General features: G+C 71.0%; 16 protein-coding genes and 1 tRNA gene. 11 read left to right on the top strand and 6 right to left on the bottom strand.

The window, feature by feature from the left end; all coding sequences use genetic code 11:
- Positions 1-178 precede the first annotated feature (178 nt).
- From ACODT5_RS27245 to ACODT5_RS27220, 6 genes are all read left to right on the top strand, one after another.
- Positions 179-838: a response regulator gene (locus tag ACODT5_RS27245; RefSeq protein WP_422521842.1), complete on the top strand. Its 660-nt coding sequence runs from the start codon at positions 179-181 to the stop codon at positions 836-838.
- 1,054 nt (positions 839-1,892) lie between these two features.
- Complete coding sequence (locus ACODT5_RS27240; RefSeq protein WP_422521841.1) at positions 1,893-3,080, top strand: sensor histidine kinase; 1,188 nt, start codon at positions 1,893-1,895, stop codon at positions 3,078-3,080.
- 496 nt (positions 3,081-3,576) lie between these two features.
- On the top strand, positions 3,577-3,900 hold the full coding sequence (locus tag ACODT5_RS27235; RefSeq protein WP_422521840.1) for a chorismate mutase: 324 nt from the start codon (positions 3,577-3,579) through the stop codon (positions 3,898-3,900).
- A 30-nt stretch (positions 3,901-3,930) separates the two neighbouring features.
- Positions 3,931-6,471, top strand: coding sequence for an aminopeptidase N (pepN, locus tag ACODT5_RS27230; protein WP_422521839.1), 2,541 nt, complete (start codon positions 3,931-3,933; stop codon positions 6,469-6,471).
- A 1,771-nt stretch (positions 6,472-8,242) separates the two neighbouring features.
- Positions 8,243-9,643 carry a pyridoxal phosphate-dependent decarboxylase family protein gene (locus ACODT5_RS27225; protein WP_422521838.1) on the top strand — a complete coding sequence of 467 codons (1,401 nt, stop codon included), beginning with the start codon at positions 8,243-8,245 and terminating at the stop codon, positions 9,641-9,643.
- Entirely contained in the window at positions 9,640-11,049 is a 1,410-nt protein-coding gene (locus ACODT5_RS27220) for a lysine N(6)-hydroxylase/L-ornithine N(5)-oxygenase family protein (RefSeq protein ID WP_422521837.1), read from the top strand. The genes ACODT5_RS27225 and ACODT5_RS27220 overlap by 4 nt, the downstream gene beginning before the upstream one ends.
- Positions 11,050-11,089: 40 nt before the next feature.
- Here ACODT5_RS27220 and ACODT5_RS27215 read toward each other — a convergent pair whose 3' ends face one another.
- Entirely contained in the window at positions 11,090-12,901 is a 1,812-nt protein-coding gene (locus tag ACODT5_RS27215; RefSeq protein ID WP_422525052.1) for a bifunctional metallophosphatase/5'-nucleotidase, read from the bottom strand.
- Between the two features lie 140 nt (positions 12,902-13,041).
- On the opposite strand from ACODT5_RS27215, the gene ACODT5_RS27210 reads away from it, so the two are divergent.
- Positions 13,042-13,743, top strand: coding sequence for an SIMPL domain-containing protein (locus ACODT5_RS27210; protein WP_385379398.1), 702 nt, complete (start codon positions 13,042-13,044; stop codon positions 13,741-13,743).
- 146 nt (positions 13,744-13,889) lie between these two features.
- Entirely contained in the window at positions 13,890-15,317 is a 1,428-nt protein-coding gene (gene pyk / locus ACODT5_RS27205; protein ID WP_422521836.1) for a pyruvate kinase, read from the top strand.
- A gap of 16 nt (positions 15,318-15,333) precedes the next feature.
- Here pyk and ACODT5_RS27200 read toward each other — a convergent pair whose 3' ends face one another.
- The gene (locus ACODT5_RS27200; protein ID WP_422521835.1) at positions 15,334-15,906 is read right to left on the bottom strand and encodes an alpha/beta fold hydrolase; all 573 of its coding nucleotides are present in this window, start codon (positions 15,904-15,906) and stop codon (positions 15,334-15,336) included.
- 86 nt (positions 15,907-15,992) lie between these two features.
- On the opposite strand from ACODT5_RS27200, the gene ACODT5_RS27195 reads away from it, so the two are divergent.
- Positions 15,993-16,616 (top strand): TetR/AcrR family transcriptional regulator, encoded by a 624-nt coding sequence (locus ACODT5_RS27195; protein ID WP_422521834.1) that lies wholly within the window; start codon positions 15,993-15,995, stop codon positions 16,614-16,616.
- 33 nt (positions 16,617-16,649) lie between these two features.
- Complete coding sequence (locus ACODT5_RS27190; protein ID WP_422521833.1) at positions 16,650-17,111, top strand: MarR family transcriptional regulator; 462 nt, start codon at positions 16,650-16,652, stop codon at positions 17,109-17,111.
- On the opposite strand, the gene ACODT5_RS27185 is transcribed toward ACODT5_RS27190, so the two are convergent.
- Together ACODT5_RS27185 and ACODT5_RS27180 are read right to left on the bottom strand one after the other, a co-directional pair.
- The gene (locus ACODT5_RS27185; RefSeq protein ID WP_422521832.1) at positions 17,108-17,851 is read right to left on the bottom strand and encodes a transcriptional regulator; all 744 of its coding nucleotides are present in this window, start codon (positions 17,849-17,851) and stop codon (positions 17,108-17,110) included. The two genes, ACODT5_RS27190 and ACODT5_RS27185, sit on opposite strands and share 4 nt — an antisense overlap.
- A 108-nt stretch (positions 17,852-17,959) precedes the next feature.
- Positions 17,960-18,034 (bottom strand) — tRNA-Leu (locus ACODT5_RS27180).
- A 99-nt stretch (positions 18,035-18,133) separates the two neighbouring features.
- Between ACODT5_RS27180 and ACODT5_RS27175 the strand changes: the two genes are divergently transcribed.
- Positions 18,134-18,793 carry an ANTAR domain-containing response regulator gene (locus tag ACODT5_RS27175; RefSeq protein WP_250744985.1) on the top strand — a complete coding sequence of 220 codons (660 nt, stop codon included), beginning with the start codon at positions 18,134-18,136 and terminating at the stop codon, positions 18,791-18,793.
- Between the two features lie 85 nt (positions 18,794-18,878).
- Here ACODT5_RS27175 and ACODT5_RS27170 read toward each other — a convergent pair whose 3' ends face one another.
- Positions 18,879-19,595: an ABC transporter ATP-binding protein gene (locus ACODT5_RS27170; protein ID WP_422521831.1), complete on the bottom strand. Its 717-nt coding sequence runs from the start codon at positions 19,593-19,595 to the stop codon at positions 18,879-18,881.
- Positions 19,592-20,509 (bottom strand): ABC transporter ATP-binding protein, encoded by a 918-nt coding sequence (locus ACODT5_RS27165; RefSeq protein ID WP_422525051.1) that lies wholly within the window; start codon positions 20,507-20,509, stop codon positions 19,592-19,594. The genes ACODT5_RS27170 and ACODT5_RS27165 overlap by 4 nt, the downstream gene beginning before the upstream one ends.
- Between the last annotated feature and the right edge of the window lie 4 nt (positions 20,510-20,513).

The raw sequence follows: 20,513 nt of genomic DNA, 5'->3' as shown, positions 1-20,513 counted from the left end.
GACCGCAGTACCGTGAGGCCGGAACGACGCCGTTCCGGCCTTGCGGCATGCTCCCGGCGGTCTGCTGTGCGGTTGCGGGCCGAGGCGCCCGCAGGTCCCATGGAGAGATCCCACCGGGTGGGAGTGCCGGGGAAGCCGGGACAGCACAGGCAACGGGCGACAGTGGGGCAGGCGGCGCATGACGATCAGAGTGATCATCGCGGACGACCAGGAGATGGTCAGGACCGGCTTCCGGATGATCCTCGAAAGCCAGCAGGACATCGAAGTGGTCGCCGACGTCGAAGACGGCGAAGCGGCCCTCGCGGCCGTCGCCGAACACCGGCCCGACGTCCTGCTCCTCGACATCCGCATGCCCAAACTCGACGGGCTCGAAGTCACCCGCCGGCTCTCCGGCCGCGAAACCCCCCGCATCGTCATCGTCACCACCTTCGACCTCGACGAGTACGTCCACGCGGCGCTCCAGGGCGGAGCGTCCGGCTTCCTCCTCAAGGACGCGAGCCCGGCCATGCTGGTTGAAGCGGTACGGGCGGCAGCCGTCGGAGACTCCCTCGTCTCACCCGCCATCACCGTACGGTTGCTGCGCGAAATGGCCCACCGCACCCCGGTCGCCACCGCTGCCGCCCGCCGCCCGGCCGAGCCCCTCACGGACCGGGAACGCGAGGTCGTACGCTGCCTCGCGCGCGGGCTGACCAACGCCGAGATCGCGGGAGAGCTCTTCGTCTCCCTCTCCACGGTCAAGACCCACCTGGCCAACGTCCAGGCCAAACTCGACGCCCGCAACCGCGTGGAAATCGCCGCCTGGGCCTGGGAAAGCGGCCTGGCAGGCACCCCGGCGTGACCCACCCCCACCCCCCGAACACCCCCCACCGCGACACGCCCGCGTCGGGGCGGAACCGGCCCCGCCACTGCTCGGGCACCGCCGGGGGGAACCAGCGTCGATGCCGCTGGGTGGCTGCCGTTCAGCGTCGGCCCCGCCGTTGTTCGGGCGCTGCCTGGGGGAACGAGCCTCGATGCCGCTGGGTGGTCGCCGTCCAGCGTCAGTCCCGCCGTTGTTCGGGCACCGCCGGGGGGAACCAGCGTCGATGCCGCTGGGTAGCCGCCGTCCAGCGTCGGCCCCGTCGTTGTTCGGGCGCTGCCTGGGAGAGCCAGCGTCGATGCCGCTGGGTGGTCGCCGTCCAGCGTCGGCCCCGTCGTTGTTCGGGCGCTGTCGGGGGGAGCCAGCGTCGATGCCGCTGTGTGGCTGCCGTCCAGCGTCAGTCCCGTGGCCTTTCGGGCGCTGCCTGCCAGAACCGGTCGCGCGGCCTTTCGTGTGCCGCCTGGCGGTGTCAGGCCAGCTGCTTGTCTGGGGCAGCCGGGCAGAGCCGGCCCCGTGGCTGTTCGGGCGACGCCGGGCAGATTCACCCCTGTGGCTGTTCAGGGGCCACCCGCCAGAGCCGGCCCCGCGGCCTTTCATGCGCCGCTTGTCGGAGTCAAGCCCGCCGCTGTTCGAGGGCCGCCGGGCAAATTCAGCCCCGCCGGCGTTTGAGGCGCGGGGTCTGGGGCGGCGCCCCAGGAAGCCGGCGCACGCCGTCCCCGACGACACCGGCCGCCACGGGCCCGGGCAACGCCCGGCCGAACCGCCGCCCCCACCTGCGGCGAAGCCCGCACACCCCCGGCGGAGCCGCCCGAGCCCCGGGCGGAGTCACCGGCGCGGGGCGCCGTACGACGGGCGGAGTCGCCGGGGCGCGGTCCCGTACAGCGGGCGGAGCCGCCCGCACGGGGTGCCGTACAGCAGGCGGGGTCACCGGGGCGGGGTGCCGTACGACGGGCGGGGTCACCGGGGCGGGGCCCCGTGCAACGGGCGGAGCCACCCGCGCGGTGCCCCGTCCCACCGGCGGAGCCCGAGGCGCCGCATGAGCCCCCTGGGGCCATGGGCCCGCCGCCACCCCTACGCCGCGGACTGGATCCGCATCCTCCTCTCCGTCACCCTCCTCTCCCTCGTCACCTTCGAGGGAGTCGTCCTCGCCCGCCAGCCCAGCACCCCGCACGCCGCCGTCTGGGTGTCCGGCATCCTCGTCTGCCTCAGCGCCGCGCCCTGGCCGGCCATCCCGCTCCTCGCCCGCGCCTGGTTCGCCTCCGCCGTCACCTGGACCGTCACCCTCTCCCTGCTCTTCAGCCACCACCCCCTCGTCGTCTGGGGCGGCGGCGAAGCCATCGCCCTGCTCGTCCTCCTCACCCAGGTCCTGCTCCGCGCCCCCGCCCGCACCGCTGCCGTCCTCGGTCCCCTCCTCGCCCTCGGCTCCATGGCGGCACCAGTCCGCGACGCGGACCCGGGCCGCTTCACGCTGCTCTTCTCCGTGCTCGCCGTCGTCGTCACCGCGTACTCCCTGCTCCTGCGCCTGCAGTCCGTCCAGCGCGTCCGCGAGCTGCGCGCCGTACGCAGCGCCGAGCGCCTGGAACTGGCGCGCGAGCTCCACGACCTCGTCGCCCACCACGTGACGGGGATCGTCGTCGAGGCCCGCGCCGCCCGCTACACCAAGGTCTCCGCGGAACGCGCCGGCGAGATCTTCGGCCGCATCGAGACCGCCGGAGACGAGGCACTCGGCTCCATGCGCCGCCTCGTCAAGATCCTCCGCGAGGGCGCCGACGACACCGGCCCGGATCACGGCAAGGGCACCGGCAAACCCGGCCCCGCCGGAACGGCCCCCGTAGCCGGCCTCCGGGAGATCCGCGAACTGACGGAACGCTTCGCCGCCACCGGCCCGCCCGTCGTCCTCTACGTGGAGGAGGGCCTGGAGGCCCGGCTCCCCGCCGACGTCGCCGCCACCGCCCACCGCATCGTCCTCGAAGCCCTCACCAACATCGGCAAGCACGCCGCCACCGCCACCGCCGTCCGGGTCGGCCTGCGCACGGTCCCGGCCGGCCTGGAAGTACGGATCGCCGACGACGGCGGCCACCCCGCGAAACTCTCCGAGAACGCCCGCGGCGGCGGCTACGGCCTCGTCGGCATGGCCGAACGCGCCGAAGCCCTCGGCGGCTCCCTCACCGCCGGCCCCACCCCCGAAGGCGGCTGGCTGGTCACAGCCCTCCTGCCCCTCTAGGGCCCGCCGTCACATTCCCGTCCGCCTCGCGACGCCCCTTCGGACGACGACGGGAACGTGACGACAGGCCTTGAGGCGTCCCCCTCCGGATCCTGCTCGGCCCGACCGCATCGCCCGGTGCCGCACCCGTCCGCCCTACCGGGCCCGTAGTCGGCCGCGCCCCTGGCCGCACCGCCCCACGGGCCCGGCGGTCCTGGTCGCCTGCCCGAGCTCGGGGTCTGCCACCGCTCGTGTTGCCCGGGCACGGACCACTGAATCCGGCCCCGTGCCGTCCCGCCGCCGCCCTCTGGGCCCCGTACCGGGCCCCCTGCCCGGTCCCCGTTCCCCGGGTGCGCCCGGCGGCCGGCTCAGCCGCCCTGACGGGCACCCGGGGCCGGGGACCGATCCTCACGGGCCGCCCCCGTTCCCGGCGCGCACCAGCGCGTCAGCGCCCCCGCCGTCTCAGTGGCCGATCGGCCGACGAACCGAACGTGCGAGCCACGTATTCTCGTGGACCATGAACATCAGGGACATCGACGAGAACGTCACCGCCGAGCTGGCCCGGCTCAGGGACAGCATCGACAACATCGACGCGGCCGTCGTCCACATGCTCGCCGAGCGTTTCAAGTGCACGCAGCAGGTCGGCCACCTCAAGGCCCGCCACCAGCTGCCCCCGGCCGACCCGGGCCGCGAGGCCAGCCAGATCGCCCGGCTGCGCCAGCTCGCCGAGAACGCCAAACTCGACCCGGCCTTCGCCGAGAAGCTCCTCAGCTTCATCATCGCCGAGGTCATCCGCCACCACGAGACGATCGCCGCCGGCGAAGGCGAAGGCGAAGAATAGAAGCCGGGCCCGGCGCCGCCATCCGGCAGCATGGGCCCCATGCCCGCACTGACGCGCAACGAAGCGCAGCTCCGAGCCCAGCTCCTCGACGTCCGCCACTACGAGGTCGCCCTCGACCTCACCACCGGCGACGAGACCTTCGAGTCCAGCACCGTCATCCGGTTCGCCGCCCGCGCCGCCGGCGACACCTTCGTCGAGCTGAAACCGGACGAACTGCGCTCCGCCGCCCTCGACGGACACCCCCTGGACCCGGCCTCCCTCACCGACGGCCGCCTCCCCCTCACCGGCCTCACCGAGGGCCCCCACGAGCTCCGCATCGCCACCCGCATGCGCTACTCCCGCACCGGCGAAGGCCTGCACCGCTTCACCGACCCCGCGGACGGGGAGACGTACGTCTACACCCAGATGTTCCTCGACGACGTCCAGCGCGTCTTCCCGGCCTTCGACCAGCCCGACCTCAAGGCCGTCTTCGAGTTCACCGTCACCGCCCCCGCACACTGGACCGTCCTCGCCAACGGCATCACCACCCGCATCGGCGAACGCCTCGGCGACAGCGGCGGCGCTTCCGGCGACGGCTCCGCCTCCGAGGCCGGCATCTGGGCGTCCGCCCCCACGCCCGTCATCTCCACCTACCTCGCCGCCGTCGCCGCCGGCCCCTGGCACAGCGTCCGCACCGAACACGCCGGGCTCCCCTTCGGCATCCACTGCCGCCGCTCCCTCGCCCCCCACCTCGACGCCGACGCGCAGGAGATCCTCGACCTCACCACCGCCTGCTACGACCGCTTCCACGAGAAGTTCACCGAGCCCTACCCCTTCGACTCCTACGACCAGGCCTTCGTACCGGAGTTCAACGCCGGCGCCATGGAGAACCCGGGACTCGTCACCTTCCGCGACGACTACGTCTTCCGCTCCGCCGTCACCGACGCCGAACGCCAGCGCCGCGCCGTGACCATCGCGCACGAGATGGCCCACATGTGGTTCGGCGACCTCGTCACCCTCAGCTGGTGGGACGACATCTGGCTGAACGAGTCCTTCGCCGAGTTCATGGGCTACCAGACCCTCATCGAAGCCACCCGCTTCACCGAGACCTGGACCGGATTCGGCATGGAACGCAAACCCTGGGGCTACGACGCCGACCAGCGCCCCTCCACCCACCCCGTCGCCCCGGACGCCGCCTCCGTCCCCGACACCGCCTCCGCCCTCCTCAACTTCGACGGAATCTCCTACGCCAAGGGCGCCTCCGCCCTGCGCCAACTCGTCGCCTGGCTCGGCGAGAAGGACTTCCTGGCCGGCATCAACACCCACTTCGCCCGCCACAAGTTCGCCAACGCCTCCCTCGCCGACTTCGTGGACTCCCTCGCCGCCCACACCGACCGCGACGTCCACACCTGGGCCGAGACCTGGCTGCGCACCACCGGCGTCGACACCCTCACCCCCCGCCTCGAAGAGAGCCACGGAGGCTGGACCCTCACCGTCGACCGCACCGGAAGCCGCCCCCACCACATCGCCGCCGGCCTCTACGACCGCGCCCCCGACGGCGTCATCGAACCGCGCGAGGTCCTCGCCCTCGATGTCCCCTCCGACGAGATCCTCTCCGTGAGCGGCCCGCGCCCCGCCCTCCTCGTCCTCAACGACGGCGACCTCACCTACGCCAAGGTCCGCCTCGACGAGACCTCGCTGGAAACCGCCCTGCGCGGCATCTCCCGCATCGCCGACCCGCTCACCCGCGCCGTCGTCTGGAACTCCCTGCGCGACATGGTCCGCGACGGCGAACTGGGCGCCGCCGACTACCTGGCCACCGCCGAAGCCCACGTCCCCGACGAAACCGACCTCGCGATCGTCCAGGGCGTCCTCGGCTTCACCCGCGCCCAGATCGCCGACCGCTACGTCACCCCCGACCGCCGGAGCGACGCCCTCAACACCCTCACCACCATCGCCCGCGACCTGCTGCGGCGCACCGAGGACGGCTCCGACCCCGGCCTGCGGCTCGTCGCCGTCCGCACCCTCGTCGACAGCGCCACCCAGCCCGACACCATCGCCGGCTGGCTCGCCGAAGGCACCGTCCCCGGCGGCCCCGAACTCGACCCCGAACTGCGCTGGCGCATCCTCGCCCGCCTGTCCGTCCTCGGCGCGGCCGGCGAAGCCGACATCGACGAAGCCCTCGCCGCCGACCCCAGCGGCACCGGCCGCGAAGGCGCCGCCCGCTGCCGGGCCGCCCTCCCGACGGCCGAGGCCAAGGCCGCCGCCTGGCAGCGCCTCTTCCACGACGACTCCCTCTCCAACTACCTCTTCACCGCCACCGCCCAAGGCTTCTGGCAGCCCGAACAGGCCGACCTGCTACGGGACTACGTACCCCGCGCCTACTCCGAAGCGGTCACCCTCGCCGCCCGCCGCGGCCCCGCCATCGCCGAAGCGGCAGGCCGCTGGGCCCTCCCCGGCCACGAAATCACCGAAGCCAACCTCCAGGCCGGCCACACCGCCCTGACCTCCCCCGACATCACCCCCCTCCTCCACCGCAAACTCGCAGACCACCTCGACGACCTCACCCGAGCCCTACGCACCCACCCCTAACCCCCACGCCGACCCCCGGACCGACTCCTGGTCCGCCCCGGGCTCGAGCCCTGGCCCAACCTCCGTGCCGAGCCTTGGCCCGAGCCCGGCCCAAGCCCTGGCCCGACCTCCGGGTCGCGCCCCGGGCCGAGCCGCGTGCAGAGTCCTGGTCCGAGCCTCGGGGCCAGTCCTGGGCCGACCTCCGTGCCGCGACCTGGGCCGACCTCCGCGCCGGGCCCCGGGCCGGGCCCCGGGCAGAGTCCTGGGCCGAGTCCTGGCCCGACCTCCGGGTCGCGCCCCGGGCCGAGCCGCGTGCGGAATCCTGGTCCGAGGCTCGGGGGCAGTCCTGGTCCGACCTCCGTGCCGCGACCTGGGCCGACCTCCGCGCCGACCTCCGCGCCGGGCCCCGGGCCGGGCCCCGGGCAGAGTCCTGGGCCGAGTCCTGGCCCGACCTCCGGGTCGCGCCCCGGGCCGAGCCGCGTGCGGAATCCTGGTCCGAGGCTCGGGGGCAGTCCTGGTCCGACCTCCGTGCCGCGACCTGGGCCGACCTCCGCGCCGAGCCCCGGGCCGACACCTGGGCCGTGCCCCGGGCCAGCCTTTGGGTCGCGTCCCGGGCTGACCTCCGTGCCGAGTCCTGCGCCGAGCTCTGGGCCGGCTTCCGGGTCGCGTCCTGGTCCGAGCCTCGGGGCCAGTCCTGGGCCGACCTCCGGGCGGAGCCCCATGCCGAGTCCTGGGCCGACCTCCGGGCCGAGTCCTGGGCCGACTTCCGGGCCGAGTCCTGGGCCGACCTCCAGGTCGCGTCCCGGTCCGAGCCCGCGCCGAGGCCTGTGTCGACTCCGGGCTGCGCCCCGGGGAGAGTGCTGGGCCGCTCCCCGTGTCGACCCTTGGGCCGAGCCCCGGGCTGGCCTCTGAGCCGCTTCCTGGGCTGAGCCCTGGGGCGAGCTCCGGGCTGCGCCCCGTCCCGAGTCCTGGGCCGAACTGGGCCGAGCCCCGTGTCGACCCGCGTGTCGAGTCCGGGGCCGAGCCCCGTGTCGACCCTCGTGCCGAGACCTGGGCCGAGCTCCGTGCCGACCCCGGGGCTCGACCCTGGGCCGAGCCCCGGGCTGGCCTCCGAGTGCTCCCTGAGCTGGCCTCCGGGCCGCTCCCCGGGCTGCCCTCCGGGTCAAGGTTCCGAGGGTGCCCCTGGCCGGGCCCCTGCCGGGCGCTCGGCGGAGCCCGAGCCGGGATCCCGAAGGCGATCCTGGCCGCGGACCCGGACTCGCCACGCGCCGTGCCCGCCCTGTACCCCGCCCCGCCCGGTGCGGGGTCCTTTGCGCCGGGACGGCTCGCCCCAGCCATACCCCTCAGGGCCGCCGGCCCCCTGTACGCGCCCGCCGCTGCCCCGCTGCCCCGCTGCCCCGCTGCCCCGCGGCACTCGCGCCGGCACCCGCCCCGCTGCCCCGCGGCACTCGCGCCGGCACCCGCGCCGGCACCCGCGCCGCCGCCCCGCCGGCCCCGCGCCCAGACCGCCGCCGCGCCGCCCCGCCCACCGCTGAGGCCCCGTCCGTGTCTTCGGCCAACGGCCCGCACGCCGACGGATGCACGCCCACGGCGGGGACGGCACCGATGCGGGCAGCCCCATCCGCCCCAAGCCGCATCACGAGCACCAGGGTTATCAGCCCCCGACGGCTTGAAATCAACCACTCATAAACCCGGGCGGTTACCCCATTCGGGTCGGATCGTTGTACCCCCGGGTCCCCGACCCAGCGAGCGGCACCACCCGCCGCCGAACCGTTCCCGTGAGGACAACCGCATGACAGCGCCCCCCGGCACAGGCAGACGCGGCAACCCCCCGCTCGCCGGCGGACCCCACGGCCCCGACGCCCTGCAACCACTCCTCGCCACCGTCCTCGACGCCCTGCGCACCGGAGCCCGCGCCCGAGGCGGACCACTCCCGGCCGGCGGACCCGAGGCCGTCACCGCCCGCGTCACCGCCGCACTGGGGGAGATGCTCCCCGACCACGGACACGGCGACCACGAAGCGCTACGGACCCTCGTCCACACCCTCACCGCCGGCGCAGCCGACCCCGCCGACCCCCTGTGCGCAGCCCACCTGCACTGCCCACCCCTCGCCGTCGCAGCCGCCGCCGACCTCGCCGCCAGCGCCCTCAACGCCTCCCTGGACTCCTGGGACCAGGCCCCCGCCGCCTCAACCCTCGAAGCCCTCCTCACCCGCACGCTCGCCGCGGAGTTCCACGACACCCCCCACCCCGACGCCGTCCTCACCACCGGCGGCACCGAAGCCAACCACCTCGCCCTCCTCCTCGCCCGCGAACGCCACGGCCCCCACCTCGCCGTCCTGCACGGCGCCAACGCCCACCACTCCATCCCGCGCGCCGCCTGGCTCCTCGGCCTGCCCCCCGCCCGCAGCCTCCCCACCCCCACCGGAACCCTCACCCCCGCCACCCTCGCCGAGGCCCTCGCCACGACCACCGGGCCCGTCCTCGTCACCGCCACCGCCGGCACCACCGACGCCGGACTCATCGACCCCCTCGACGCCCTCGCCGACCTCTGCGACCAGCACGGCGCCGACCTCCACATCGACGCCTCCTACGGCGGCCTCCTCCAGCTCAGCCCCCGCCACCGCCCCAAACTCGCCGGCCTGCACCGCGCCCGGTCGATCACCATCGACCTGCACAAACTCGGCTGGCAACCCATCGCCGCCGGACTCCTCACCGTCCCCGACACCACCCTGCTCGCCCCCCTCGCCCACCAGGCCGACTACCTCAACGCCACCGACGACACCCAAGCCGGCCTGCCCGACCTCCTCGGCCGCTCCCTGCGCACCACCCGCCGCGCAGACGCCCTCAAGATCGCAGCCACCCTGCGCTCCCTCGGCCGAGACGGACTCACCCACCTCATCGACCGCACCTGCGCCCGAGCGGACCAGCTCGCCCGACTCCTCGAAGCACACCCCGCCTTCGAACTCCACGCGGCGCCCACCATCAGCACCGTCCTGTTCCGGCCCACCCACGCCGACGACACCGCACTGGCCACCCTGCGCCGCACCCTCCTCCAGGGCGGCACCGCCGTACTGGGCCGGGCCACCGCCGACGGCCGCCTGTGGCTCAAGGCCACCCTGCTCAACCCCCACACCACGGCGGGGGACCTGGACGCCCTCGTGAACCTCCTGGAAGGCAGCACCCACCGATGACCGCCCAGCTCGATGCACCCCACGACCTCGTCGGAATCGGCATCGGCCCCTTCAACCTCTCCCTCGCGGCCCTCGCCCACGGCCTGCCCCAACAAGGCGCCGCAGAACTCGCCACCGCCTTCTACGACCAGCGTCGCGACTTCCGCTGGCACCCCGGACTCCTCATCGACGGAGCCACCCTCCAAGTCCCCTTCCTCGCCGACCTCGTCACCCTCGCCGACCCCACCAGCCCCTGGTCATTCCTCAGCTACCTCAAGCACAAGGAACGCCTCTTCCCCTTCTACTTCGCCGAGAGCTTCCACATCCAGCGCGCCGAATACGACGCCTACTGCCGCTGGGTCGCCGGCCGCCTGCCCGGACTCCACTTCGGCCACCAGGTCGACGCCGTCCGCTGGAACCCCGAACGCGACCTCTTCGAAGTCGACTTCACCCAAGTCGACACCGACGGAGAAGTCGAAGCCCTCGGCCGCACCTACACCCGCAACCTCGCCCTCGGCATCGGGACCGCCCCCTACGTCCCCGAACCACTGCGCCCCCTCGCCGAAGCCCCCACCGTCCCGGTGATCCACTCCTCCGAGTACCTCGACAACCGGCAGCGCATCCTCGGCGCCGACCACGTCACCGTCATCGGATCGGGCCAGTCCGGAGCCGAGGTCTTCCTCGACCTGCTCCGCTCCCGCCCCGCCGGCCGCGAACGCCTCACCTGGCTCGCCCGCACCCCCTCCTTCGCCCCCATGGAGTACTCCAAGCTCGGCCTGGAACACTTCACCCCCGACTACACCCGCTACTTCCACTCCCTTCCCGAACCGGTCCGCGACCGCCTCGTCCCCGCCCAATGGCAACTCCACAAGGGCATCGACGCCGCCACCATCGCCGCCATCCACGAGGAGCTCTACCGCCGCACCCTCGACGGAGGCTGGCCCGACGCCGTCCTCACCCCCGGAGTCAGCGTCCGCACCGCCGGCCGCGTCGCCACCACCAAGGTCGAACTCCACCTCGAACACGTCGACCAGGGCAGCCGCTCCCGGCTCACCACCGACGCCGTCGTCCTCGCCACCGGCTACCGCGAACGCCCCCTCGCCCGCCTCCTCGCCGGACTCGACCCCTACCTGCGCAAGGACTCCTCCGGCCGCCCCCGCATCGACGACCGCTACCGGATGATCACCGACCCGGCCGTCACCGGCAGCGTCTTCGTCCAGAACGGCGAACGCCACACCCACGGCGTCGGAGCCCCCGACCTCGGCCTCGCCGCCTGGCGCAGCGCCGCCATCCTGAACACCCTGACGGGCAAAGAGCCCTACCCCCAGCCCACCCGAACGGCCTTCACCACCTTCGGCCTCGAACAGCGGGAACACACCCGGCCCCAACCCGCCGGCGAACTGCTCCCACTGGTCGAGCATCCGTAAGGAGAAACGTTTAGAAGACCACCGTTCGGAAGACCACCGCCTAGAAGACCGGTGCCCCGGCTCGGGTCAGCCGCCAGTCCACGGACGCGAACTGCGCCGGGTCCACCGTCCCCTTCGCCTTCACCCACTGGATGATCGTGTTGCGTATCTCATCCGAGTTCGCCCACAACTGCTTGGACTGCGGCACGTGCGGGAAGTTCCCGCCCCCCGAAGCCCGGTAGTTGTTCACCGCCAGCACGAACTGCGCCGCCGGATCCACCGGCTTCCCCTGGAAGGACAGACCCGAGATCCGCGAACCCACCGGCTCGGAGATGTCGATGTCGTACGTCAACCCGTACACGGCGTCGTAGTTGTAGTCCGGCGTGCCCTCCGCATTCGTCAGCTTCGCCGGATCCACCACGTCACCCGGAGCCGTCCGCACGAAGTACTTCGCCGAATACTCCAGGTACTCCCTGACCTGCGCACCGGTCAGCAGTCGTGCCTCCAGCGTGTTCTCGAACGGATACAGGCCCGCCGCATCCCGAATCGTCACCTGCCCGGCCGGAATCGCCGCCGTCCGCGAGAAGCACGAAGCCTGCGACAGCACCGGCAGCGCACCCCACTCCGTACCCGCCAGCGCACCCTTCACCGTCTCCGCCTGCACGTGGTTGATCAGATCGATGATCGCCACGTCCTTGACCGGACCGTCCACCGAGGACATCGCCTGCGTCGACGTACCGATCACCTGGTTCACATACGCCACGACCTTGCGGTGCTCGTCCGACAGCAGGCCCACGATCTCCGGGTCCTCCACCGCCGCATTCGAATTCAGCACCCGGGCGGACACCTTCGACACCGACCAGCAGCCCTTCGCCCACGTCAGCTTGAAGTCGAACAGCGTCAGCCGCTGCCCCCACTTCAGCGGCTCGGACAACACCACGTCCTTGCCCGTCGCCTTGTTCCGCACCCGGTACTCCGGGATCTCCGTGTGCGCGTGCCCCACCAGGATCGCGTCGATCCCCGGCACCTGCTCCGCCACCAGACCCGCCGCGTTCTCGACGTACGGCAGCTGGTCCCCGTAACTCGACGTGCCACTCGAACCCGAATGCGCCGACACGATCACCACATCCGCGCCCAGCGACCTCAGCCGCGGCACGTACTTCGCGGCCTGCTCCTCAAGGCCCGGGAACGTCATCTTCCCCTGCACGTTCGCCTTGTCCCAGATCGCGATCCCCGGATTCGTCAGACCCAGCACCGCGACCTTCACGTCCCGCCCGTGCGGAGTCCGCAGCCGGTGCATGCTGTACGGCGGGAACGCCGGCCGCAGCGTCTTCGCATCCAGCGCGTTCGCCCCCAGCAACGGGAAATCGCACTGCTCCTCGAACTTCCGCAGCACCGGAATGCCGTAATTGAACTCGTGGTTCCCCAGCGCCGCCGCGTCATAACCGATCGCGTTCATCGCCTGCGCCATCGGATGAACCGGACCACGCCGCGCCGTGATCGGATCCACCTTCGCGTAGTAGTACGAAAGCTGCGTCCCCTGAATGGTGTCCCCGGCATCGATCAGCAGTGTGTTCCGCCGCCCCTTCTCCGCCCGCACCTGGTTCACCAGCGTCGAGATCTTCGCCAGACCGACGTCGTTGTGAGCCTTGTCGTCGAACTCCTTGTCCGTGAAGTAGTCCCAGTTGAAGACGTTCCCGTGCAGGTCCGTCGTCCCCATCACCGTGAACGCGTACGTCTTCGCCCCCGCGGCCGAAGCGCCGCCGGCCACCGGGGCAGCCGCGGCGGCCGGGGAGCTCGTGGCCCCCGCCAACGCCACAGCCGCACCCGTCGCAGCCGAAGTACCCAGAAATGTCCTACGGTCGAACGCCATGCCATCTCCCCTTGTGAGGTGCGTGTGTACAGATAGGCAACGCGCGTAGATTCTGACCCGGCAGTAACAAGCCGCAACACCCCCAGCAGGTTTCGATCCGATGACCACGCCCGTACGAGCAGCAGTGCGACAGTGAATCCATGACCCAGGACGCATCGCACCAGCCCTACGGAACCCCCGAAGTCCCCCGCGTCGCAGTCCGCGGCGAAGCCACCCTCGAAGTCGACCCCGAGATCGCCCGCATCGGCATCACCGTCAGCGCCCGCGGCACCGACCGGCGCACCGCCCTCGAAGACCTCACCCGCCGCAACAACGCCGTCCTCGACCTCGTCAAAAGCTACGGCGACCCCGTCGAAAAACTTGAAACCGGCGCCTTCTCCATCACCCCCGAACTCACCCGCCACGGCCGCGGCGAACGCATCCGCGCCTACCACGGACGCGTCCACCTCACCGCCGAACTCAACGACTTCACCACCCTCGGCGAACTCACCACCCGCCTCGCCGACCTCGAACTCACCCAGGTCGACGGACCCTGGTGGGCCCTGCGCCCCACCTCGCCCGCCCACGGCGAGGCCCGCCGCCAAGCCGTACTCGAAGCCGTCCAGCGTGCCCGCGAATACGCCGCCGCCCTCGGAGCCGAACTCGCCGCCCTCGTCGAACTCGCCGACCTCGGCGCCGAGAACGCCCCCACCCCCTTCCCGGCAGCCGGCGCCGGAATGCGCACCATGGCCTTCAGCGCCGCCGAAGACGCAGGCGCCCCCGCGCTCGACCTCGAACCCCAGCGCCAGACCGTCTACGCACAGGTGAACGCACGCTTCACGATGACCCCTCCCCGCCTCTGAAAAACCAAACAATCGGCGCCCCGGGGGTGCTCATCAGAGCACCCCCATGCACATTCAACAATTGTCAACAAGCTTTTGCTCAAAGGTTGTTGAGTGGACACCCGGAACCAATTTCCTACTCCCTGGTAGGGGCATACGCTCGCTCCATGCGCCGAGCGAAAATCGTATGTACCCTGGGCCCCGCCACCGACTCATACGACCAGATCAAAGCCCTGGTCGAAGCCGGAATGGACATCGCCCGCTTCAACCTCAGCCACGGCACCTACGCCGAACACGAGGACCGCTACCAGCGCGTCCGCAAGGCTGCCGACGAAACCGGCCGCAGCGTCGGCATCCTCGCGGACCTTCAAGGCCCGAAGATCCGCCTGGGCCGCTTCCGCGAAGGCCCCGTACTCCTTGAACGCGGCGACGAATTCACCATCACCGTCGAAGACCACGAAGGCGACCGCCACACCTGCGGCACCACCTACAAGGGCCTCGCCACCGACGTCACCACCGGCGAACGCATCCTCGTCGACGACGGCCGCGTCACCCTCGAAGTCACCGCAGTCGACGGCCCCCGCGTCCACACCCGCGTCATCGAAGGCGGCATGGTCTCCGACAACAAGGGACTCAACCTCCCCGGCGTCGCAGTCTCCGTACCCGCCCTCTCCGAAAAAGACATCGAAGACCTCCGCTGGGCCCTGCGCATCGGCGCCGACATCATCGCCCTCTCCTTCGTCCGCAGCGGAAGCGACATCGAAGACGTCCACCGCATCATGGACGAAGAAGGCCGACGCCTCCCCGTCATCGCCAAGGTCGAAAAGCCCCAGGCAGTCGAAAACATCGACGACATCGTCGCCGCCTTCGACGGCATCATGGTCGCCCGCGGAGACCTCGGCGTCGAAATGCCCCTGGAACAGGTCCCGATCGTCCAGAAGCGCGCCGTCAAGCTCGCCAAGCGCAACGCCAAGCCCGTCATCGTCGCCACCCAAATGCTCGACTCGATGATCGACAACTCCCGGCCCACCCGCGCCGAAGCCTCCGACGTCGCCAACGCCGTCATCGACGGCACCGACGCCGTCATGCTCTCCGGCGAAACCAGCGTCGGCAAATACGCCATCGAAACCGTCCGCACCATGGCCCGCATCGTCGAAGCCGCCGAAGAAGACATCCTCGCCAAGGGCCTCCCCCCGCTCACCGAGCGCAACAAGCCCCGCACCCAAGGCGGAGCAGTCGCCCGCGCCGCCGCAGAGATGGGCGACTTCCTCGGCGCGAAGTTCCTCGTCGCCTTCACCCAGAGCGGAGACACCGTCCGCCGGCTCTCCCGCTACCGCTCACCCATCCCCCTCCTCGCCTTCACCCCCGACCCCGCCACCCGCTCCCAGCTCAACCTCACCTGGGGCGTGGAAACCTTCCTCGGCCCCCACGTCGACTCCACCGACGCGATGGTCGCCCAGGTCGAAGAAGAGCTCCTGCGCATCGGACGCTGCGTACCCGGCGACGTCGTCGTCATCACCGCCGGCTCGCCCCCTGGTGTCAGCGGATCCACCAACCTCGTCCGCATTCACCACATCGGCGACGCAGTCCGCTGAAACCGCCGGCCAGCGGCTACAGCACCTCACGTATAAGACGCACCGCGTCGGGCAACACCAACCGGCTCTCACCCGTACTCGGGAAGTGCCCGCCCGACGCGGTCACCCGCGCCTCGGCGCCCAGCTCACGCACGAACCGCATCACGTGCTCACCCGTCGCCTCCCCGGTCACCGGGTCATCCGCCGCGTGCAGCACACGGAACTCCCGGGCAGCCTTGCGGATCCGCTGCCAGTCGAACTCCGGCGAGAAGAACGGCGCCAACGCGTCGTACCCCACCTCGCCGGACATCGACGCCACGAACACCACCCCGGCGAACGCCCCCTCGGCCTCCGTGTCGTGCGCCTGCAGCAGCCGCAGCACATTCACCCCGCCCAGACTGTGACCCACCAGCACGGTCTCACCGGCCGGCGCACCCGCCGCCGCCGCCTCCAGCTCCTTCAGCCACACATCGGCCTCCGGGGCGAACGGCTCGGGGAAGTTCGGGATCCGCACCTCGTGCCCCTCCGCGGCGAACTCCTCACCCGTCGCCGCATACCAGTGCTCCCCGGCGCTCATCCCGTACCCGTGCGCGATCACGATCTTGCCCATGACTCCACCCCTCGTACGCCTAGGTCGATCCTTCAATCGAAACGCTACGCCGCGTTTCGATAAAACGCTAGGGCTATCGTGAAGCCGTGTCAATCACTCCTTCGAGCAACTCTTCGAGCAACCCGCCCCGCACCGGCGGCCGCCTCCGCAACGAAGACGCCCACCACTCCGTCCTCGAAGCCACCGCCGCACTCCTCGTGGAGAACGGCTACGGCGCCCTCACCATCGAAGGCGTCGCCAAGCGCGCCAACGTCGCCAAGAGCACCGTCTACCGCTGGTGGAAGTCCAAGCCCGCCCTCGTCATGGACGCCTACGCCCACGAAACCGCCGCCCGCGTCCCCGAACCGGACACCGGCACCCTCACCGGCGACCTCACCGCCTTCGTCACCGACCTCTACCGCATCGGCCGCGACCCCGTCCGCGCCAAAGCCCTCACCGGCCTCATGGCCGAAGCCCAGCTCGACCCCGCCTTCGCCGAACCCTTCCGCGCCTGGGTCGCCACCCGCCGCGATGTCGTTGCCACTCTCCTGACCCGGGCGGTCACGCGCGAGGAACTCCCCGCCGGCACGGACCTAGACCACGCGGTCGACCTGGTCTTCGGCCCGTTCTGGTACCGCCTCCTCGTCGCCCACGCCCCTCTGGACCCTGCCGATGCGGAAGCCCACGTGGCGACGGTCCTGCACGGCCTGGCGGGCATCAAGACGCCTTGACCTCAAGCCGACTTGAGGTCATAGCCTCCCGGCATGACGACGATCAAGACGTACTCGCAGGAGCAGCTCGCGGCCCAGCCCATCGGCTACTGGGCCCGCGAGGCCGCGAACCTCGCCATAGGCGGCCTCCGCGCCGCGCTCGCCGAGGAGAACCTCACCCAGCCCCACTGGTGGACCCTCAACCACGTGGCGGCCGCCCCGGCCCACTGGAAGCGCACGGCCCTTACCGAGAAGCTCACCCCGTACGACGACCAGGACACCGACTTCGACGCGGTCTACGACGACCTGGCGGCGAGGGGCTGGGCCACGGAGGCGGACGGGACCCTGACCCTGACCGAGGCGGGCGAAGCCGGCAGGGTCCGTGCGCACGACCGCAACGCGAAGGTGCATGCGCGGATGCGGGAGGGTATGGACGATGCGGCGTACGCGGCGACCATCGACGGCCTGCGGCGGCTGGTCGCCAACCTGGGCGGCAGCGGTGACCTGCCGGGCTAGTACTTCGGCCCGATGTGCTCGTCCATGAGCGCGACGGACGCCTTCCGGGCGACGGACACGTTGAGGGGGTCACTGCCGCGCGCGAGGATCGTCCACTGAACGCCGACCTTGGCCAGCGTGTCCGTGCAGAGCTGCCGGATGTCGTCGGACTTGTTGGTGAAGAAGTACCGGGGGTACTCATAGCGCTTGCCGTTGCGGACGGTCCAGTTGGTGACCCGACACCCGTCGGAGTGGATCAGCCCCCGGATGAACTCCCACGGGTGGGCGTTGACGATGGCCTGCTGCCAGTCTTCAAGGACGATGCGCCGCTCGTGCTTCTTGCCGGGAGCGTGCTGCGGGAACAGGCAAGTCCAGTGCCGTCCGTAGCTGGTGACGGCCACGCAACCTTGGCGCTGCAGGATGTAGACCTTGTCGGACGGGCGGACCGCCAGGATGGCTGCGCGGCACAGCTCGATGAGGCCGGGCCAGGCGTCTGCGCACGCGATGCGGAGGTGGTGTCCGCCTCGGGGGTGAGGGCTGATGCACCCGTCGCCGAGATAGAGGCCGAGGAGGTATGCGTATGCGGCTGGGTCGGGCGGGCCCGCGCATGGTGTCTGGTTCATGCGGGGGAGGGGTTCGAGGCGAACCTGCCAGGCGCGGATGGCGGCCCGGGATATCCCTGTTTGCTTGCTGACTGAGTTTAGGCTTCGCCCGTCACTGAGAAGGGCTAGCGTGTGCTGCCGAGTTGCCAGATCGTACATATGGCCGACAGTGGGCAAAACTCCCGGCCCCGGCGCGCAGTTTCCGGCGGATTCCCTCGAAAGAGGCGGGGGGAGTAAGCGGGCGTGACCTTGGAAATCAAGGAAAGGTGCCCCAGGTGGGATTCGAACCCACACTGTCCGCTGTTTGAGAGCGGCCTCTCTAACCAGTTGGAGTACTGGGGCCTAAGAAACGAAGGTTTACGGGAACCCTGCGTGCCACCACCATACCGTAGCTAGGTAGGCTCGGGGGAGCTTGATATGCCCCGCAAAGAGGAGCCCTCCGTGACCGCCGAGCACGAGTCGACGCCCACGCCCGACGCCGACCAGTCGCACGTTCCGCCGCTGACGACGCGCGTCGTCATCGCCGAGGACGAGGCGCTCATCCGTCTCGACCTCAAGGAGATGCTTGAGGAAGAGGGCTACGCCGTTGTCGGTGAGGCCGGAGACGGGCAGACCGCCGTCGAGCTGGCCCGGGAGCACCGCCCCGACCTGGTCATCCTTGATGTGAAGATGCCCGTCCTCGACGGGATCTCCGCCGCCGAGAAGATCGCGGAGGAGTCCATCGCCCCCGTGCTGATGCTCACCGCGTTCTCGCAGCGCGACCTGGTCGAGCGGGCGCGCGACGCGGGGGCCATGGCGTACCTCGTGAAGCCCTTCAGCAAGAGCGACGTCGTCCCCGCCATCGAGATGGCCGTGTCGCGCTTCGCCGAGCTCCGTGCGCTGGAGAAGGAGGTCGCCGACCTCTCGCTCCGCCTGGAGACCCGCAAGCTCGTGGACCGCGCCAAGAGCATCCTGCAGACGCAGTACGGGCTCTCCGAGCCGGCCGCCTTCCGCTGGATCCAGAAGACCTCCATGGACCGCCGGATGTCCATGCAGCAGGTCGCCGAGGCCGTCATCGAGGACGCCGAGGAGAAGAAGGCCGCCGCGGGCAAGGGCGAGTAGCGGCCCCCCGTACGGCAAACAGTGAGGCCCGCCTCCGGATCCTGGATCCGGAGGCGGGCCTCACTCGTATGACGAGGGGTGGGGCTCAGTCCTCGCCGAGGTACGCCTTGCGGACGTCCTCGTTGTGCAGGAGTTCCTGGCCGGTGCCGGACAGGACGATCTTGCCGATCTCCATCACGTGGGCCGTGTCGGCCAGAGAGAGGGCGGCCTGGGCGTTCTGCTCGACCAGGAGGATCGTGGTCCCGGTTGCCTTGAGTTCGGAGATCGTGGCCATGATCTTCTGCATCATCAGCGGGGAGAGGCCCATGGAGGGCTCGTCCAGCATCAGCAGCTTGGGCTGGCACATGAGGGCGCGGCCCATGGCGAGCATCTGCTGCTCGCCGCCCGAGAGGGTGCCGGCGGCCTGCTTGCGGCGCTCTCCCAGGATGGGGAAGAGGTCGTAGGCGCGCTGGATGTCCTTCTCGATGCCTTCTTTGTCCGTGCGGAGGAAGGCGCCGAGCTGGAGGTTCTCGGTGATCGTCAGCCGGGGGAAGATGTGGCGGCCCTCGGGGGAGTGCGCCAGCTTCATGGAGACGATCTTGTGGGCGGGTACGCCGGCCAGGGGCTTGCCGTCGAAGGTGATGCTGCCCGCGGTGGGCTTGAGGAGCCCGGAGAGGGTGCGCAGGGTGGTCGTCTTGCCGGCGCCGTTGGTGCCGACGAGGCAGACGATTTCGCCTTCCTTGACTTCGAAGGAGATGCCCTTGACGGCTTCGATCTTGCCGTAGGCGACCTTGAGGTCTTCGACCTTGAGCAGTGCGGTCACTTGGCCTCTCCTTCCGGGTCCGTGCCGGTGGTGCTGTTGGTGCTGTCCGCGTCCGCGTCTTCTTCGGCGGCGGGGGCGGAGGCTTCGGCGGCCTCTACTGCGGCCACCTCCTCTTCGCCCGGGGCGCCTTCGAAGGGCTCGCCGAGGTAGGCGGCGATGACGCGTTCGTCGCCCTGGACCTCGGAGGCGGTGCCCTCGATGAGCTTTTCGCCCTGGACGAGGCAGGCGACGCGGTCGCAGAGGTTGAAGATGAAGCGCATGTCGTGCTCGATGACGAGGACGGCGATGCCCATGTCGCGGATCGCGAAGATGAGTTCTTCGGCGGCGCGGGTTTCCTGCGGGTTCATGCCGGCGGTGGGCTCGTCCAGGAGGATGAGGCCGGGGTCGCTGGCCAGCGCGCGGGCGATCTCGAGCTTGCGCTGTTCGCCGTAGGGGAGGTTCTTGGCGACGTGTCCGGCCTTGTGCTTCAGGCCGATGAACTCGAGGAGTTCCATGGCGCGCGCTTCGCTGGCGGCTTCGGCCTTCTTGAAGCCGGGGCCGCGCAGGAGGGCGGACCAGAGGCCTTCCTTGGTGCGGGTGTGGCGTCCGACGAGGACGTTCTCCAGCACGGTCATGTTGTGGAAGAGCCGGATGTTCTGGAAGGTGCGGGCGACGCCTGCTGCGGTGACCTTGTGGGGCGTGGGCGGCAGGACGGTGCCCTTGTAGCTGACGGTTCCCTCGGTGGGGACGTACAGCCCGGTGAGGCAGTTGAAGAAGGTGGTCTTGCCGGCGCCGTTGGGGCCGATGAGGCCGACGATCTCGCCTGCGTTGACCGTGAGGTCGACGCCCTTGACGGCGGTGAGGCCGCCGAAGCGCATGGTGACGCCGCTGGCTTCGAGGACCGTGGTCTTCGTGGTGGTGTCCGTGTTCGTCATGGTG

Origin of the sequence: Streptomyces tatrensis, from assembly GCF_049310065.1 — a bacterium.
Lineage (GTDB): Bacteria > Actinomycetota > Actinomycetes > Streptomycetales > Streptomycetaceae > Streptomyces.
Note: the sequence above shows the minus strand (reverse complement) of the source record. Positions and strands in the feature narration are given on the sequence as shown.

Coding starts and splice junctions, on each gene's coding strand:
- ACODT5_RS27240 (WP_422521841.1), top strand. CDS start 1,893: ATGAGCCCCCTGGGGCCATGGGCCCGCCGCCACCCCTACGCCGCGGAC.
- pyk (WP_422521836.1), top strand. CDS start 13,890: ATGCGCCGAGCGAAAATCGTATGTACCCTGGGCCCCGCCACCGACTCA.
- ACODT5_RS27165 (WP_422525051.1), bottom strand. CDS start 20,509: ATGACGAACACGGACACCACCACGAAGACCACGGTCCTCGAAGCCAGC.
- pepN (WP_422521839.1), top strand. CDS start 3,931: ATGGGCCCCATGCCCGCACTGACGCGCAACGAAGCGCAGCTCCGAGCC.
- ACODT5_RS27245 (WP_422521842.1), top strand. CDS start 179: ATGACGATCAGAGTGATCATCGCGGACGACCAGGAGATGGTCAGGACC.
- ACODT5_RS27190 (WP_422521833.1), top strand. CDS start 16,650: ATGACGACGATCAAGACGTACTCGCAGGAGCAGCTCGCGGCCCAGCCC.
- ACODT5_RS27235 (WP_422521840.1), top strand. CDS start 3,577: ATGAACATCAGGGACATCGACGAGAACGTCACCGCCGAGCTGGCCCGG.
- ACODT5_RS27210 (WP_385379398.1), top strand. CDS start 13,042: ATGACCCAGGACGCATCGCACCAGCCCTACGGAACCCCCGAAGTCCCC.
- ACODT5_RS27215 (WP_422525052.1), bottom strand. CDS start 12,901: ATGGCGTTCGACCGTAGGACATTTCTGGGTACTTCGGCTGCGACGGGT.
- ACODT5_RS27200 (WP_422521835.1), bottom strand. CDS start 15,906: ATGGGCAAGATCGTGATCGCGCACGGGTACGGGATGAGCGCCGGGGAG.
- ACODT5_RS27220 (WP_422521837.1), top strand. CDS start 9,640: ATGACCGCCCAGCTCGATGCACCCCACGACCTCGTCGGAATCGGCATC.
- ACODT5_RS27185 (WP_422521832.1), bottom strand. CDS start 17,851: ATGTACGATCTGGCAACTCGGCAGCACACGCTAGCCCTTCTCAGTGAC.
- ACODT5_RS27225 (WP_422521838.1), top strand. CDS start 8,243: ATGACAGCGCCCCCCGGCACAGGCAGACGCGGCAACCCCCCGCTCGCC.